Source organism: Candidatus Synechococcus calcipolaris G9, from assembly GCF_029582805.1.
In the GTDB taxonomy this organism is placed as follows: Bacteria; Cyanobacteriota; Cyanobacteriia; order Thermosynechococcales; family Thermosynechococcaceae; genus Synechococcus_F; species Synechococcus_F calcipolaris.
On the sequence record NZ_JAKKUT010000002.1, the window covers coordinates 1,507,235 to 1,523,258 of the forward strand.

General features: G+C 52.5%; 17 protein-coding genes. 3 read left to right on the top strand and 14 right to left on the bottom strand.

From position 1 onward, the window contains the following. Window positions 1-36: 36 nt before the first annotated feature. The 7 genes from L3556_RS10235 to L3556_RS10265 form a co-directional block, all read right to left on the bottom strand. Window positions 37-1,542 carry a DUF58 domain-containing protein gene (locus L3556_RS10235; RefSeq protein ID WP_277867173.1) on the bottom strand — a complete coding sequence of 502 codons (1,506 nt, stop codon included), beginning with the start codon at window positions 1,540-1,542 and terminating at the stop codon, window positions 37-39. Continuing rightward, window positions 1,539-2,480, bottom strand: a complete 942-nt coding sequence (locus L3556_RS10240) for an AAA family ATPase (RefSeq protein ID WP_277867174.1) — start codon at window positions 2,478-2,480, stop codon at window positions 1,539-1,541. Before L3556_RS10240 ends, L3556_RS10235 begins: the two co-directional genes overlap by 4 nt. After that, window positions 2,477-3,646, bottom strand: a complete 1,170-nt coding sequence (locus tag L3556_RS10245; protein WP_277867175.1) for a DUF4350 domain-containing protein — start codon at window positions 3,644-3,646, stop codon at window positions 2,477-2,479. The genes L3556_RS10240 and L3556_RS10245 overlap by 4 nt, the downstream gene beginning before the upstream one ends. Next, a complete protein-coding gene (locus L3556_RS10250) occupies window positions 3,643-4,263 on the bottom strand; it encodes a DUF4129 domain-containing protein (RefSeq protein ID WP_277867176.1) in 621 nt (206 codons plus the stop codon). Before L3556_RS10250 ends, L3556_RS10245 begins: the two co-directional genes overlap by 4 nt. Window positions 4,264-4,284: 21 nt before the next feature. Beyond that, window positions 4,285-5,133, bottom strand: a complete 849-nt coding sequence (locus tag L3556_RS10255; RefSeq protein ID WP_277867177.1) for a universal stress protein — start codon at window positions 5,131-5,133, stop codon at window positions 4,285-4,287. Window positions 5,134-5,285: 152 nt separating this feature from the next. After that, a complete protein-coding gene (locus L3556_RS10260) occupies window positions 5,286-6,173 on the bottom strand; it encodes a hypothetical protein (protein ID WP_277867178.1) in 888 nt (295 codons plus the stop codon). Between the two features lie 66 nt (window positions 6,174-6,239). After that, on the bottom strand, window positions 6,240-6,752 hold the full coding sequence (locus tag L3556_RS10265; protein WP_277867179.1) for a hypothetical protein: 513 nt from the start codon (window positions 6,750-6,752) through the stop codon (window positions 6,240-6,242). Between the two features lie 202 nt (window positions 6,753-6,954). Between L3556_RS10265 and L3556_RS10270 the strand changes: the two genes are divergently transcribed. The 3 genes from L3556_RS10270 (at window position 6,955) to L3556_RS10280 (ending at window position 10,801) form a co-directional block, all read left to right on the top strand. Continuing rightward, window positions 6,955-7,257, top strand: coding sequence for a hypothetical protein (locus tag L3556_RS10270; protein ID WP_277867180.1), 303 nt, complete (start codon window positions 6,955-6,957; stop codon window positions 7,255-7,257). Then, window positions 7,245-7,481, top strand: coding sequence for a hypothetical protein (locus L3556_RS10275; RefSeq protein WP_277867181.1), 237 nt, complete (start codon window positions 7,245-7,247; stop codon window positions 7,479-7,481). Before L3556_RS10270 ends, L3556_RS10275 begins: the two co-directional genes overlap by 13 nt. 170 nt (window positions 7,482-7,651) lie before the next feature. Then, entirely contained in the window at window positions 7,652-10,801 is a 3,150-nt protein-coding gene (locus L3556_RS10280) for a DEAD/DEAH box helicase (RefSeq protein ID WP_277867182.1), read from the top strand. 45 nt (window positions 10,802-10,846) lie between these two features. On the opposite strand, the gene L3556_RS10285 is transcribed toward L3556_RS10280, so the two are convergent. The 7 genes from L3556_RS10285 to cimA form a co-directional block, all read right to left on the bottom strand. Further along, window positions 10,847-11,755, bottom strand: a complete 909-nt coding sequence (locus L3556_RS10285; RefSeq protein WP_277867183.1) for a vitamin K epoxide reductase family protein — start codon at window positions 11,753-11,755, stop codon at window positions 10,847-10,849. Window positions 11,756-11,786: 31 nt separating this feature from the next. Then, entirely contained in the window at window positions 11,787-12,257 is a 471-nt protein-coding gene (locus L3556_RS10290) for a single-stranded DNA-binding protein (RefSeq protein WP_277867184.1), read from the bottom strand. A gap of 119 nt (window positions 12,258-12,376) precedes the next feature. Continuing rightward, a complete protein-coding gene (locus L3556_RS10295; RefSeq protein WP_277867185.1) occupies window positions 12,377-13,087 on the bottom strand; it encodes a DUF1995 family protein in 711 nt (236 codons plus the stop codon). A 38-nt stretch (window positions 13,088-13,125) separates the two neighbouring features. After that, window positions 13,126-13,380 carry a DUF2442 domain-containing protein gene (locus L3556_RS10300; RefSeq protein ID WP_277867186.1) on the bottom strand — a complete coding sequence of 85 codons (255 nt, stop codon included), beginning with the start codon at window positions 13,378-13,380 and terminating at the stop codon, window positions 13,126-13,128. A gap of 3 nt (window positions 13,381-13,383) precedes the next feature. Continuing rightward, window positions 13,384-13,644 (bottom strand): DUF4160 domain-containing protein, encoded by a 261-nt coding sequence (locus tag L3556_RS10305; protein ID WP_277867187.1) that lies wholly within the window; start codon window positions 13,642-13,644, stop codon window positions 13,384-13,386. A gap of 118 nt (window positions 13,645-13,762) precedes the next feature. Then, entirely contained in the window at window positions 13,763-14,194 is a 432-nt protein-coding gene (locus L3556_RS10310) for a hypothetical protein (protein ID WP_277867188.1), read from the bottom strand. 162 nt (window positions 14,195-14,356) lie between these two features. Beyond that, window positions 14,357-15,979, bottom strand: coding sequence for a citramalate synthase (gene cimA / locus L3556_RS10315; protein ID WP_277867189.1), 1,623 nt, complete (start codon window positions 15,977-15,979; stop codon window positions 14,357-14,359). Between the last annotated feature and the right edge of the window lie 45 nt (window positions 15,980-16,024).

Here is a 16,024-nt window from a genome sequence, read left to right on the forward strand (position 1 = left end):
AGCCAACTCGGCTCCATGCATCCCCATCAATCCCTCTCAAAATCGTCCCTTGGCTTTCAAGAGAAGATACCGATCCACCAGTTGCTCACTCAGGCAGTCGGCGGGGGCATCTAGGACAAGGACACCCTGTTGCTTAATCCGGGCAAAGGCAAGCTGGCGTTGCTTCAGTAAGTCTAGGGCGATCGCCTGTTCGTAGAGGTGTTGTACTTGATCTCCCTTCGCTAGGTCGCGGGACTGGAGGGGTTGGTGGGCCAGGGCCTCAATTTGGCGATCGCGAAAGGCCACACAAAAGGGCAAAAATCGCGGACTGAGCCGGGCCATGGCCCCCAATAATTCATGGGAGGCCACATCATCGATAATTTCCGTGAGCATCACCACCAGGGCGCGGCGGGTATATTGGCCCAAAAGGGTGCTAACGGTACCAATGTAGTCGGACTCTTCCAGAACCGGCTCACAGTTATAAACTTGGCCCATAATTCGACCGAGGTGGGAATCTCCAGCTTGGGGGGCCACCCAGGTTTGTAACTTACTGTCAAAAATAGCGAGACCAACCCGATCGCCCCGCCGCAAACCCGTTAGGGCCAGGGCCAGGGCCGCATTCAGGGCCCAGTCAAATCGTTTTAATCCTGCCACTTGGGCCGTCATCAGGCGACCCCGATCCAAAAGAATAATCAGGGGTTGATCCCGTTCCGGCTCCATCACCCGCACCAAGGGGCGACCGCGGCGGGCCGTGGCTTTCCAGTCCATTAACCGTAGATCATCCCCAAGATTGTAGTCCCGCAGTTCGGCAAATTCCGTTCCCCCCAAGGCATGGCGACGGCGACGCAAACTGCCACTGGCCTCTAAGCTGAGGCGCACCGACAGCGATCGCAGGGCCATCAAATCGGGATAAACCTCTACATCGGTGGTCACGGGGGCAAACCAACCCCGCCACACTAAACCCAAGGGACTTTTGATGCGGACATCTAACCCAGCCCAGCTAAATTTTCCCCGCTGGGGTGGAACGACATGGTACGTCAAATGCACATCCGTATCTGCTTGATAGGCCAGGAAAAAGGTGGCTTGATCGGCGGTAAATCGGGGGGGATGGTGTTCCCATAGCTGAATCGTAGTGGCTCGAATGCCAAGGGGATGATCCGTGGCCCGCAGATGGAGATGGATCAGGTTCTGCCGACCAATGGATAAGCGTCCCTCACAGCGACGGCTAATCTGGACATTCCACTGCCGCGATCGCCCGAAATCAGCAATCAAAATCCCCAAAAGAATGACATCGTACAGCCCCATCAGGGCAATGCCCAGGAGTAATTGCCACCGCAGCAACAACCAACGCAAAATGTAGTCCCCTAAATCTGCGGCCGGTTCGGCAGGGATGGCCACAAAATCCGGTAATAAGTGGGTCAATACCGGAATCACCATGCCCACCCCCAACCAGGTATAGAATCGGGCCGTGGGAATCAAAAAGCCGCGAGGGTTGGCTTGAGTAGGAGTCGGCTGGCCGGAGGGGCGTGTTGTCCCAGTAGTAGATGGAGTGGTGGTGGTCATCGGGGGACGGGCACTTTGCCGAGGATGCTATTGATCACCTGCTCTAGGTTAGTGCCATCCAGTTGGGCCTCAGGCTTGAGGATTAAACGGTGTTGGAGCAGCGGCAAGGCAATATTTTTTATATCATCGGGAGTCACAAAATTTCGCCCATCTAACCAGGCTTGACTTTGACTAGCCCGCAACCAGCCTACGGCGGCCCGGGGGGAGGCCCCTAGGAGCAATTCTGGATGTTGGCGACTGGTTTGCACCAAGGCCAAGAGATAGTCCACCACCACATCTTCAATGGTAATTTGGCGAACCTCTTGGCGTGCTCCTAAAACCTGATCTACCGTAATCAGGGGTGTCAACTCTAATTTATCCAGTTCCCTGGCTTCAAACCCCGCCAAGGCATTATTCAGCATTTGCTTTTCGGCGGCGGCGGGGGGATAGTTCACCACCAGCTTGAGTAAAAATCGATCCAGTTGGGCTTCGGGTAAGGGATAGGTTCCCTCAAACTCTAGGGGGTTTTGGGTGGCGATCGTCCAGAAAAGGGGAGAAAGGGGCAGGGTATTGCCGTCCAGGGTTACCTGCCGTTCTTCCATGGCCTCCAAGAGGGCCGCCTGGGTCTTGGGTGGGGTGCGATTAATTTCATCCGCAAGGAGCACTTGGGTAAAAATGGGCCCTTTACGCAGCCGAAAACTGCGGCTATTAAAATCAAAAATACTGGTGCCTAAAATATCCGCAGGCAAGACATCCGGGGTGAGTTGGATGCGGCGAAAGTCGGCTTGGATCAACCGGGCCAAAAGTTTTACAATCAGGGTTTTGGCGGTTCCAGGCACCCCTTCTAAAATGACATGGCCCTCCGATAACAGGGCCACCAGCAGGCCGGTGACGATCGCCTCTTGACCCATGACAATTTGACTGAGACGCTGCTGTAGTTCAATAAATAGGTTTTTCAACGACGGCCTCGCACAACGGATTCTGCTTTGCCTAACCAGGCTAGCAACTCTTGGGGCCTCATAGGCTGGTTTTGATCCTTGGGTTGTAAAAGTTGCTGAAGGTCTTGGCCATCCCGACCGGTTTCTGCGGCCCATTGGCTCACCAGTTCCCCATCTTCGGGTAAATATCGCCCCAGACTAGAATCGGCGGTCATTCCCAAACCATAGGCCACATCATAGCGCAGGCGATCGCGCAGTTGGTTCAGAACAAAGTCTGTTTGCTCGGCTCGATGCAGAACCCCGGCCATGGCTTGAATATAGTCCAGGCTATTATTCACCTCTGGGGGAGAGGGTATCAGCAGAGGGCCAAAGCGATGGTTGTGCTGCCAGAGCAAAAAAAGGAAAATCAAAATTCCCTGGAAAAATATTCCTAGCCAGGGAGTTTGACTCAGATAATCAATGAAATCCTGGTAGGGCACATCCTCTGGAAGATCGCTGCTGTCCCGAATCCGGTAGCCATGGAGCCATTCATCAAACCAAATGGTTTTTGTCCTGGCCCCGGCCTGCTCCAGTAGATGGGCGACAAAGGCATAGTTCCCTAAGTCCGGTTGATTATAGGCATTGGCCACTAACCAGGGGTAGAGTACAAGGATGCGTCCCTGTTCAAGGGCAATAATCCTTCCCTGGGCATCCTCTAAGTAATAGGTGGTCTCAGCAGGGGTGGTGGGCGGGTGAGTATTGATAAACCGACGGCGGGTATTCACTTGCACAGGGCCCTGGTCAGTGGCAAAGCGTGGACTAAAGGGCCCCGCGGTCACTTTTCCACCCCAGGCCAATCGCAGTAAGGTATTGCCTTGTTCCAGCCAATCATTGGTGGGGCCATCAATGCTCAAAAGGTCGGGCAGGGTTTGGTTATTACCAATTTGGATGAAAACATCGCCGCCATCCCCCTCCAGATGGGTGTAATCTCGCTGCCAGCGTTTGACGTGAAAGCCCTGTTGGTTCAAATAGTCGAAAAATTCGCGGCTGCCCCAGGGGGAGCGATCGAAACTGGAGCCAGCCTTAGAGGACGGGGCCAAGGCTAAGAGCATCACCCCTAGGACAAGAATAACCGCGATCGCCCAGATCCACGGGGGTAGACCCCGCCGCCGTTGCAGACGATGGATGGGAGGAACGGTGGCCGTCATGGGGTGGGGGACAAATTGGGTTCAACGTGAAAGTAGGCGGCTTGGCAAGCTTGCAGGGTTTCTAGGGAAATCGGATTGCGACCATAATAGCTCAGGGTATGGGTTTGGAATAACTGATAAATTCCCTGCCGCACCTGGGGCGATCGCTGGCCCAGGGCCCATTGCACCTCCAAATCCCGTAGGTATTCCACATTCGTTGCCGAGGGTGTTGCCCGCAACCAACCCGCTTCCTCTAGGCGCACCAGCAGGGCCATGTATAGGGCCCGACAGGCACCAGCATAGTCTTCCTCCCCCTGAAGTTTTTGGGCTAATTCTAACCATTCCCGCACGGGCCGTGGCCGCTCTAGGGAATTGACCTGAACGGGATTGATCATCCGCTGTTGTTGCCGTTGCCACCACCGCCACAGGAGCCGCCCCAATATGTAAAGGCTGACTCCCATAACAACGAGAAAAAGCCAGCGGGCAACCCAGATCACGAGTTGATCTATCAACGTCCAATCTTGATCTTCACTGGCTGCGGGACTCTCAAATAGGCGATCTAGGAGGTAGGTGACCCCTTCATTACTCTGTTGCCAGAGGCGATCGAGATTCCAGCGGATCTGGTCGTAGAGATTCAAGGGGCCCCCTCCGGTGTATGGTTAGGCTTCGCTCTGCCGGACAAACAGTACCGGACATTCCGCATAAACCCGAACATAATCGGACGTGGATGTGCCCAGCAACCGATCTAAGTCCGGTAAACTGCGGGCAATGGAGGGTCGGCGATCGGGGGAACCAAGCAAGAGCAGATCCGCATTGGTTTCACTGGCAATACGGCAAATCTCTTCCCCCGGTTTACCGGAACTACTCAGGCATTGGTAGGCAATTCCCCGCTGCTTGGCCGCATTGGCCGCATTGGTGAGAACCGGATCCGCCTCTGCACTCGTTAACTCGGTGCGTCCTTTCAGTTCAGGATTGACATGGGCAAAAATTAGTTTTCCCCCCTTTAAGCCATCCATGAGGGAAAGGGCTAAATTTAGGCATATCTGCCCCGAAGCAGAAGGATCCAGGGCCACCATGACGCGATTAATTTTCTTAACAAAAAGATCATCCCGCACCAGCAACATCGGCCGGGGAGATAATTGAAACACATATTGGCTCACGGAATTGGCGAGGATTGATTGCAGCCGTTTTAAGCCCCGGGATCCCATGATGATCAAGTCGGTGTTGATTTCTTCCGCAACTTGGACAACGGTGTCTTTGGGATCCCCTTCCCTTAGCATGGTATTGACATTGGTGACGGGATCCAAATGGAGTCGCTCAACCGCCTGGGCCAGTAGTTTGACCCCTTCTTGGCGTTGGCTGACCATATCTTCGGCAATGACTTGGGGGGTAATGACATGCAAGACGGTGACCGCAGCCCGTTGAATTGCAGGCAGTTCCACTAGGGCCTTGAGCATCTGCTCGGATTGCCCAACCCCTGAATCTGCCAATAAAATGCTTTGAATCATAGGTTACCTCTTCTATGGAGCCAAAATAGGAATCACCCTATATCTTAGTTGGGTCTTGGGAACCCTAGCTGAGGAGTCCACAAAACTTTGCTATTGGATGACTTGATATTCCTAGGAGATAAAAATCCTTTAGAGAAACACGTCTAGCCAATCTAAATTTCCGCCACTGCCCGCTCAATCAGTCGCCGTGCCAGGGTTTGTACGCCAGTGTGATAGTAATAGTTGGTACTCATGTCTAGGAAAGCTCCGAGAAAATCTAGGTTTTCCTTGGATAGCTCCACAAAACTTTGCAGGTTGTTCACGACTTTTTCCGGGGTCAGGTTGCGAGAGGTAACAAAATCACCCATCCATCCCTTGACGGAGCCAAAACTCTGGGTCATAAAACTGAGTTGACCCGCCGGATTTCCCCCAGGAATCACTGAGGAAACGGCTTTGAAGGTGGGATTTTCCTGTAAATCTTGGGGTTTCATCTCCTGAAGGACATTCAGAGACTTAAGGATAAAGTCTGGGCCAAGGGGAATGAGGCCATCAAAACAGACGAGGGCCGCCATCCGCATCAGGGATTCACCGCCGTAGTCGCCTAGAGCCCGCAAAAAGTCACCGATACTATCCCCTGGAATGCCATTAATTTGACAGAAGGCGACAATCTCCACGACCAATTTAATCGTCAAATCAATGGACTGGGCCCGCTCCGGTTTGGGGGTGAGGCGATCGAGGAAGCCGAGGAAGGAAATTTTCTCCCCCACCTTGTTAGCGAAGGCCGCCGCCCCCAGCATGGCATCGGTTCTATCCACGGTTTCATAGAGCCACAGGGCCCGTTGGTAGCCTTGGGATTTATCGTTGAAAAGATGCACGGCCCGATTGCCAATTTGCTGCACGAGGGCTGGATCCGTTTCCATGGTGACGTGGCGAATGGTATTTTCAAAACCGACAATATTCTGCCATTGCCCTGGAACGGCAAAATCTAGGGCTTTGAGAGACATCACCGTTATACCGCCCGTGGGCAACTGATCGACAATCTTAAAAATGGCTTGACTCACGCTGGACTCCTTGGCAGTTTAGGGGGAAAGGGAAAGGGAGACACGGGGAGAATAAATGCTCAATTATTACTGGAGTTTGGATAATCCGGTTAGATCAAATTTTTCAATCCACTCTTGCCGATCGCCCGGGCCAAAACCGGGGTCACGGGAGAGAACTTTCACTTGGTAGCGATCGGAGACGAGAATGGCGGTTTGGGTGGCCCCAATTTCTAGGGCAGGATAGCCGGCGATCGCCATGGGGCTATTTTGAAATTTTTGGGCCGCCTCCGGCAAACTAATGGTGTCGGAGATGGAGAGCATGGCGAGATCTTTGCCATCTTTTTTCAGCTTGGCTTCCGCAAATCCTTTTTTCTCCTGGACATAAATGCGCTCGTAGCCGTCTCCGTCCGGTGGAAAGAACTTGTTAAATTCACTGCCTTGGGTGGCTTCACGGGACACGGCCGGTGTTGCTCCCCGTTGGGTACTTTCCTGCTGGGCCTGCTCAAAGGGGGATGGGGTCTGGGGGGCACAACCTGTCAGGAGGAGGAGCACCACTAAACAAAAACCAACTAAGGCGCGGGGCAAACGGATCACCGGCATTGTCCTCAACGTTGTATCAAAGTTTATTCTATATCCATTTGTTAGCTGGCTCCGACTACAGGCTGCGACGTACACAAAACTTACTTGTTAGAGTTTAGTGTCATATGGCTACTTCATTCTGTGGGTTCATCGATGCAACAGTCTTGATTGAATCGGAATTAGCACTGGCCTAAACTGTTAACCGAGCATTTATGCCAGTTCTATGAAATTTGAAATTTCTACTCCGCTTGGATTTACGGTTAGAACCTCTGAAGACTATTGGCAACGGTTGATTATCAAGCACCCTGATATTGAAAAGTTGGAGGATTTTGTTCAGTTAGCTCTTTCTGCTCCAGATCAGGTTCGACGTAGTAGCCGGGATGCAGGAGTATTATTATTTTATCGGGTACGGCGAGAAGAACGTTGGGTTGTTGCAGTGGCGCGGCGTTTAAATGAAGATGGGTTTTTAATCACCGCCTACCAAACTGATGCAATTAAGGAGGGGGAAACCGTGTGGCTCAAATAAAAATATTTTATGAACCAGAAACAGAGCTTTTAAGCGTATTTTGGCAAGTTCCAAGAAGAAACCAAATTGCCACTGAGCTTGGGGATGGGGTGATTTTGATCAAGGATGGGATGAGTGGAGAGCCAATTGGTTTAGAAGTACTGTCCTATCGTCCTGGGGACGACCGCATTGATGCTGTAAGTGTTGAGCTAGGACGAATGAGTTCGGTGCAGCCCGCCAGCTAAATCAGTATTAAGAGCTTCGAGGCCTGTTGAAAATTGATAAGATAAGCTTAATCTTAAGTCTTTCCATGGAGCTTGACTCTGCGAGATACCCCATACTGGTGGCTACGCAGTTTTTCTGCTGTATCTATGCTCTTCTATTCGCTCTTCTACTCTGCCGTTGTGATACCTGAATGACCCTGCTCCACGGTTGTTGGTTGGGGGGATCCAACCTGGGCGATCGCCCCCCTGGTCTATTTCTTTGGCATGAAACCTGGCGCAGTCAGGCAGAAACAGGAATGGTTTGGCAGGACAATCCGCCAGTGTATCCCCTAGCGATCGCGGATTTGGAACCCTGGGCGGATCTGCTTGATCCGATTGATCCGGTTGAGAAGTTTGACGCGAGTGAGATTGAACCTTTTACCGCAATCTTGGCTTTGCCAGGCTATCAAGATACTGAATCAGGGGTACTTTATCCCTTGCCTGCGGCTGCCCCCTCAGAGGATGATCTTTTCCCGGAGTCCGTGGCACTCTATCCATGGCAGGTTAAGGGTTGGTATTTGGCCCCGGAGATCGCCCTGAATTGGCTCACCCGTTTACCCCTAAGTCGCCATGGCTCTAATCGTCCAGAGATAGGGGGAGATCTACGATTTTGGGCCCATGTCAATCGTTGGCTCCTAGATTTACTCGTCCGTAGTAAGTTTTTACCCCGTCAGGAATCGGCAGACCCAAATTTTCTGGGGCTGACGTGGCAACCGTTATTAGACCGCACCGGCGATCGCCAACGCTTTAGAACCTTTGCCCGCACCTTGCCCGATGTGTGTCGCACTGTTCAAGAACCCATGCCTGCCGTCGCATTTCCTGGGGATGGAGCAGCGATTCTCTGGGATTTTTTGGTAACAACCCTGACCGCCCAAATTCATCGGAGTAGCCACAACCTAGAGATCGCCAAAACGGGCCTTGCCCCTGAACACAGCGCATGGCTCCAGCGTCTCATCCAACCATCCCCCCAGCTATCCCCGGTTCTCAAGGGTCTCCCATCTTCCCTAGCCCAATGGCAGCAACCTCTAGAAGGATCCCTGGATCTCCATCCTCACTGGCGGCTGTGCTTTCATTTACAACCTCCCGATACTAAAACCGGAAAACTCGATGCCACCTCCGATCAACCCTGGTTTCTCGCCTATGGTTTGCAATCGGAAGAACAGACCGATCATTATGTACCCGCCGAAAATATTTGGAATACGGCGGCGGAATCCATGGTCTATCAAGGATCCGTGATTCGTCGTCCCCAGGAAACCCTCCTGCGGGGGCTGGGTTTGGCCACCCGTCTGTATCCACTGCTAGAGTCTAGTTTGATCGAGCCTTGCCCTCGGGGCCAATGTCTAGAGCCAGGCCAGGTCTATGAATTTTTACGTTTAGTGAGTGGTCGCCTAGAAGATAGTGGCTTTGGCATGATTTTGCCGCCAGGCCTGAGTCGTCGTGGTCGCCGTCATCGTTTAGGGTTGACACTGCAAGCGCAGTTAACCCCCATGGGCCAGGAATCCATTGGTCTGAATGCGCTCCTGGATTTTCACTGGCAGCTCTCCCTAGGGGGGCAGGTACTTTCCCAGGATGATTTTCAAAAGCTGGTGAATCTCAATACCCCTTTAGTGGAAATTAATGGTCAGTGGCTAGAACTCCAACCCCAAGATATTAAGGCCGCCCAAACCTTTTTTGCCCAGCGCAGTCAGCAGCGGGGACTATCCCTGGGAGAGGCCCTACGCATTGCCACGGGAGATACCGTCACCTTGGAAAAACTGCCGGTGGTGGGCTTAGAGGCCAATGACGCTCTACAGGCCCTATTGGATGCCCTCACGGGAAAACAAACCCTGGAACCCATTGAGAACCCGCCGGGATTTATGGGGGAACTACGCCCCTACCAGGCCCGGGGAGTCAGTTGGCTGAGTTTTCTGGAGCGATGGCGGTTGGGAGCCTGTCTTGCCGATGACATGGGCCTAGGTAAAACGATTCAGTTGTTGGCCTTTTTACTCCATCTGAAGGCACAAAAGAATCTCAAGGCAGCAACCCTGCTCATTTGTCCCACCTCCGTATTAGGCAACTGGGAACGGGAAATTAAACGCTTTGCCCCGGAGTTTTCAACCCTTGTTCACCATGGCAGTGGGCGAGCTAAGGGGAAGAAGTTCCTGAAGGCGATCGCGGGTAAAGCCATTATCCTCACTAGCTATGCCCTAGTTCATCGGGATCTGAGTACCCTGGGCCAGGTGTCTTGGCAAAATTTGGTTTTGGATGAAGCCCAAAATATTAAAAATTCAGAAACCCAGCAGTCCCAAGCGGTGCGCCAACTGGATGCTCAGTTTCGCATTGCCCTAACCGGAACTCCCCTAGAAAATCGCCTTACGGAACTCTGGTCGATTATGGACTTTCTCCATCCGGGCTATTTGGGAAATCGAGCCTTTTTCCAGCGACGCTATGCCCTGCCCATTGAACGCTATGGAGATGCCACGTCGTTGCAGGCACTCAAAACCTACGTCCAGCCCTTTATTCTGCGCCGCCTGAAAACCGATCGGGAGATTATCCAAGACTTACCGGAAAAACAGGAAATGACGGTATTTTGTAGTCTCACCCCAGAGCAGGCGGCCCTCTATAAGGCGACGGTGGATCAGTCCTTGGCGGATATTGAAGCGAGTACGGGCATACAGCGGCGTGGCTTGGTTTTAGCCACCCTGACGAAACTAAAGCAAATCTGTAATCATCCCTCTCAATTCCTCAAAGAAAAGGACTTGACACCCAATCGGTCGGGAAAACTAAATCGTCTAGATGAAATGATCGCTGAATTACTAGACGTGGGCGATCGCGCCCTTATCTTTACTCAATTTGCGGAGATGGGCAAACTCTTGCAGGCGCACCTGAGCCAAACCCTGAACCAAGAGATTTTATTTTTGTATGGCAGCACCTCTAAAAATAAGCGAGAACAAATGATCGATCGCTTCCAACGGGATCCCCAAGCACCGGCCATTTTTATTTTGTCCCTGAAAGCTGGTGGCGTTGGCCTTAACCTAACCCGCGCTAACCATGTCTTTCACTTCGATCGCTGGTGGAATCCAGCCGTGGAAAACCAAGCCACCGATCGCGCCTTTCGCATTGGTCAGCATCGCAATGTGCAAGTCCATAAGTTCGTTTGTGCCGGAACCTTAGAGGAGCGCATCCATGAACAAATCGAACGTAAAAAAGCACTGTCTGAGCAGGTGGTCGGGGCCGGAGAGCAATGGCTCACGGAATTAGACTCAGATCAACTGCGACACCTACTTTTATTGGATCCGGGGGCCATTATCGAGACTGAGTGAACTTCACAGTCCCTAGGAAATATTTTACTCTAGAGAATATTTACCCTAGGGAATATTTTGAAAGCTATAGGAACCCGTATAGTTCGTCAATTGACCGAGTTCCGTTAAGGGACGGGAGCCGGAATACATCTGCTCATTAATTTCCCAGGTGGGATAGCCACGAATGGCCTTGGCTTGGCAAAGTTCGACTTGGGGATCCTTGCCGTTGGCATCACATTCAATGTAGGGAATTTGTTTCGCAGCTTCCTTACCAAAGAGTTGTTTTTGATCATGGCAATGGGAACACCAATAGGCCCCATACATCACTGCGCCGGTGTCGGTCAGATGGCGGGCGAGGGCAATTTCCGCAGGGCCCGAGGTGGTGGTTACGGGTGGGCCAGGGCCATCATCACTATCACTGGCCATTTTGCTGTTGTAAATGCCAAAGGTAAGGACGAGGGTGACAACGGCCATAATGATGCCCGTAAAAAAGAGTTGACCGCGATCGCCCCAATCCTTACCGAAAATGGTTAAGCCCAGCAATGCCAAACTAAAGGCAGCGGACATAAAGCAGTAGGGACAGGGAGCTTTAATGGCCGTGGCCAAAATATACATGAGATAGCCACTGAAGACGCTCATGCCCACGCCCCCCAGAAACAGGAGGAACCAGGTAGTTTCGTCTAACTTCAGCCGTAGTTCTTTTTGCTCAGGCTTCTGCACTGCCAGGGGAATCAGGGCCAGCCCCAAAATGCCTAGGTAGGACCCAAGACCAAACAGGGAGAGGGGTAAGCCAAAAATGGAGGCCCAAGGACTGGCCAAGACAATATCGCAACCTTCCGATGGGCAGGCCACATCCGTATTCGTGAAGCTGGCCACGGTGAGATAACCGGTCACAACCATACCAAGTCCAGCGATCGCGGCAATTAGGACACGAGACCAGCGATGGATCCAAGGGGTAGATCGACGACGAACCATGGGCTTAACTCCCGACTGTCAATGGGTGAACTTAAAAGGGAACTTCATCTAGTCCTGGATCATCGGCGGGGAGCGGCGGAGTTAAGGGAGCAGCGGTGGGGGTGGCCGGTGCAGGGGCAGGGATGGGGGTGGCAACGGGGCGTGGGGAAGCCGTTGGTGTGGTCGCAGATGCAGATTGAGTGGGGTGATCGACAATATCACCTTGAACCGCATAGATGCGGCTGGCATTGAGTTCTGCCCGTTTTTCCTTAAAGCCCTCGGGCCGATCAATGGTGTTCATACTGAGGCGACCTTCAATGATCAGGCGATCGCCGGTTTTACATTCATCTTGTATTTTTTGGGCCATCCCCCCCCAACCAATCACCCGTAAGGTATTGACAGGATCATCACTACGGAGACTGGCAAACTGAACCAGCATGGTTGTCACTGGGGTTTGTCCGTCTTGGGTATAACGTAATTCGGGCTGTTCGATAACCTCGGCCATGAGGACGCAGCTATTCATAGATCAAGCTTCCAGTTTCTCAAGGGCTAGTATACCAAACCCCCTCAGGCTTTGGCAGGGGCTTTGACAGGATCAAAAATTTTCCTGCATATCATTCTCCCTTAAATCAACTCCCTAACTCACTGTTGCAGGGCCCGTAAAAAGCGATTCAGACGGTTCCAAAAACTCCTTGTTCCTGCTTCTGAGGATTGCCCAGGGGTTTGCCCCATCAGACACCGCTCAATTTCTTCCCCACTGGGGCGATGGTCAAACTCCGACAAGCATTGAAATTGTTCCGTTGGGTCGCTGTGCCAGATTTGCCAGGGGGCCGGATAGGCCCGAAAAAGCACCGTGTCTTCGGCTAAGGGACGGAGATAATAGCAGGGTTCAAGGGTATTCAAAAAGCGTTCCCGCAGTTGTCGCCCGGCGTAACCAATGCCCACGATCGCCACGTCTTGGAGTTTGGGATTGAGGAGTACAAAGGGGCGATCGCCCGCCGTTAGACACATTTTTTCAATATCGGTGACTTCCACTGGGGTCGGTGCAATGATGACCACCGCCTGATCGGAGTCTTGCACGGGTTCGAGTAATTCACTGACACCGCGAATAGAGAAGGCCGTTTCGCCCCAATCCCGTCGGGCCAAGGCCGCGGCCCCAGCATCGGCGAAAAAAACCTTGAGATGTTCCCCCTGAGGAGCAAAAAGATCAAGGTATTGCCGAGCCATATCCATGACATTGAGATCCCCCAGGATAATCTCAATTTGGAGACGGTTATGGCCATCCTTGAGGGCTGCTTCGGTGGCTTCTTGGGCCTGACGAACGGCAGTATCTAGACTATCGGGGAGGGACATTCAAGAAATCCATAACGCAGAATTGCTTTTGATTAATCCTAACTAGTAGCGACTTGTGGGGCGACGGCCTGGTATAGAAACTCGGGCGCAAAATCAGCCCCATTCGGCCAAGCAACTGTTTCCAACTCAGGATCGACATAAGCTTGAGAAAAGGCGGCACTATCCTTCAGTGGCTCGAAAACAGGCCCCCATAGCTCACCTTCTAGATCAACGATGCCGGTCAAGCCATCATTGAACCTGAGCCAGAGGCGGTATCCTTTCAGTGGTTTTGCTTCTAAGACTTTTGGGATCATGACCTACTCCAACGGCTCGATTTTGTTCAATGGATGACGCAACTGCGCAAGCTCCCAGTCGGTCATGAGATCGGACGTATGAATCTGCCGCCATTCTTCAACGAGGCGTGCTGCCCGCGCCCCAAGATCACCATCCATAACCTCGCCAGTGTCAATTCGGATAGAAGCTTCCCTGCCGCCGTACTTCGCATGGAAGTGGGGTGGAGCATGTTCCTTATAGTACATGGCGATGATGATGCCAAAAAACCGGCTAATTTCCGGCACTTATGTCTCCGGTCATGTCCTGCACCTCAGTATACCTGGCGATATAGAACAAGACACTGAGGCGATGCAGCGCAGACCACCCCACCTTGAGAAACCACTGGCTTTATATCCTTTTCCCTTAAGCTGCAACGGGTAAAGTCAGCGATCGCCACAAATGCCGCCGACCCAGTTCCACATCTTCGGGGCGACAATGCCAATCGGGATGGGCCGTCATAATCAAACTATCCAGGGTCTCCCGATCAAAGAGATGCCAAACCGGTGCGCCATCAATTTCATCGGCAATGGCAAAACAATTGTCGGCAATGCAATGGATCTCTAGGGGATTCACAATCCGACCAACCTGCATCGACTGCCCTGGCTCAAGGGCGCGAAAGTCCTGAATGATTTCCTTGAGTTCTGAACGGCTTGTTACCAACACTCCAGGAATAAAGACCGACAACTGTCGATCCCCATTCACCCACAACCAGTAATGACGACTGGGATCAACACCTTCTAGCCATTGGTCGTCAGCATCAAGACGGTAGCGGGGACACAGGGGGAAGTGGCTCATGGGGCAACACCTTATAAAATTTCTATAAAAACTTTCAAAGGGATCCCAATCGGGGATCACTTCTTAAGTTTTCATAAGAACCCCTTATTTGATCAATCCAATTTAACAATACTTTACATCTGTCTTGACAATGCTTAATATTTTGTTGCAATACATCATCTGTCAGCAGCGGCTGGGTTCCCCTAGGGGTTGATATTGATCCTCTAGGAGTAGGCCGTATTCCAGGGCCTCAACAACGGCTTGATAGGAGGCCTCAATAATATTCACGGAGACCCCCACCGTAGTCCAGCGATCGCGACCGTTGCTAGATTCCACAAGCACACGGGTTTTGGCGGAGGTACCGGCTCTGCCATCCAGGATACGAACTTTGTAGTCCGTAAGATGAAACTGGGCAATCACCGGATAAAAGGGGATCAGGGCTTTGCGTAGGGCGGCATCGAGGGCGGAGACGGGGCCATTACCCTCGGCGGCGGTGAGCATCTCCTGACCATCGACGGTGAGCTTCACGGTGGCCAAGGATTGGCTGGACATCGTTTCATCCCAGGCGGCGGAATCGGTGCGACAAAACACATCAAACCCCTTGAGTTCAAAGCGCGATCGCCGTTGTTCCAGGGCTTCTCGAATCAGGAGTTCAAAACTGGCTTCCGCTGCCTCAAATTGATACCCTTCGTGTTCAAGGGTTTTTAGGCGGGCAAGAATTTCGCGGCTGAGGGGATGCTGGCGATCCAGATCTAAGCCAAAGCGGCGAGCTTTTTCCAAAACATTACTGATCCCAGCCTGTTCAGAAATGACAATGCGGCGACGGTTCCCCACCACGGCGGGATCAATATGCTCGTAGGTGCGGGGGTTGCGCTGGACGGCACTCACATGGATGCCACCCTTATGGGCAAAGGCAGATAGACCGACAAAGGGGGCGTGATCATCGGGGGCCAAATTGACCATTTCACTAATTAGGCGACTGGTTTCACTGAGACTGCCCAGTTGGGTCTCAGAAATGCAGTTATAGCCCAGTTTGACCTGAAGATTGGGGATGAGCGTACAAAGATTGGCGTTGCCACAGCGTTCCCCATAGCCATTAATGGTACCCTGAACCATCCGTGCCCCCGCTTGAACCGCCGCAAGGGCATTGGCCACCGCTGTTCCCGAATCATTATGGGTGTGGATACCTAAACAGTTGCCTTCCCCTAGGGCATCCTTTACCTCTTGGGCGATCGCCCCGACCCGATCGGGCAAGGTACCGCCATTGGTATCACAGAGAACTAACCATTCCGCCCCCGCCTCCCGGGCCGTTTTCAGGGTTTCCAGGGCATAGGCTGGGTTATCCCCATAGCCATCAAACCAATGCTCGGCATCGTAGATCACCCGTCGTCCTTGGCTACTCAGAAACTCAATCGTATCCGCAATCATGGCTAGATTTTCATCCAGGGTGGTCTTTAGCCCCTCGGTTACGTGCAAATCCCAGGATTTACCAAAAATAGTCACCCAACGAGTCCCGGCCGCCAAAATTGGCTCTAGCATTTTCTCCTCTGCGGCCCGGCGATGGGGGCGACGAGTGGCACAAAAAGCGACCACTTCGGCCTGGGTTAGGGGATTTTCCCTTAGATGCCAAAAAAACTGAACATCCTTGGGATTCGCACCGGGCCAGCCCCCTTCAATAAAGGGAATGCCCAGGTGATCCAATTGGCGAGCAATGCGGAGTTTATCGTCTAGGGATAGGGAAATACCTTCCCGCTGGGCCCCATCCCGCAGCGTGGTGTCATAAAGCCATAGGGGATCAGAAGTCATCGTGATGCCAGGAGGAGTGAAACTAGAAGTGAAAGAAATGGCAAG

Coding starts and splice junctions, on each gene's coding strand:
- L3556_RS10300 (WP_277867186.1), bottom strand. CDS start 13,380: ATGATCCCAAAAGTCTTAGAAGCAAAACCACTGAAAGGATACCGCCTC.
- cimA (WP_277867189.1), bottom strand. CDS start 15,979: ATGACTTCTGATCCCCTATGGCTTTATGACACCACGCTGCGGGATGGG.
- L3556_RS10280 (WP_277867182.1), top strand. CDS start 7,652: ATGACCCTGCTCCACGGTTGTTGGTTGGGGGGATCCAACCTGGGCGAT.
- L3556_RS10255 (WP_277867177.1), bottom strand. CDS start 5,133: ATGATTCAAAGCATTTTATTGGCAGATTCAGGGGTTGGGCAATCCGAG.
- L3556_RS10245 (WP_277867175.1), bottom strand. CDS start 3,646: ATGACGGCCACCGTTCCTCCCATCCATCGTCTGCAACGGCGGCGGGGT.
- L3556_RS10310 (WP_277867188.1), bottom strand. CDS start 14,194: ATGAGCCACTTCCCCCTGTGTCCCCGCTACCGTCTTGATGCTGACGAC.
- L3556_RS10235 (WP_277867173.1), bottom strand. CDS start 1,542: ATGACCACCACCACTCCATCTACTACTGGGACAACACGCCCCTCCGGC.
- L3556_RS10295 (WP_277867185.1), bottom strand. CDS start 13,087: ATGTCCCTCCCCGATAGTCTAGATACTGCCGTTCGTCAGGCCCAAGAA.
- L3556_RS10265 (WP_277867179.1), bottom strand. CDS start 6,752: ATGCCGGTGATCCGTTTGCCCCGCGCCTTAGTTGGTTTTTGTTTAGTG.
- L3556_RS10285 (WP_277867183.1), bottom strand. CDS start 11,755: ATGGTTCGTCGTCGATCTACCCCTTGGATCCATCGCTGGTCTCGTGTC.
- L3556_RS10270 (WP_277867180.1), top strand. CDS start 6,955: ATGAAATTTGAAATTTCTACTCCGCTTGGATTTACGGTTAGAACCTCT.
- L3556_RS10290 (WP_277867184.1), bottom strand. CDS start 12,257: ATGAATAGCTGCGTCCTCATGGCCGAGGTTATCGAACAGCCCGAATTA.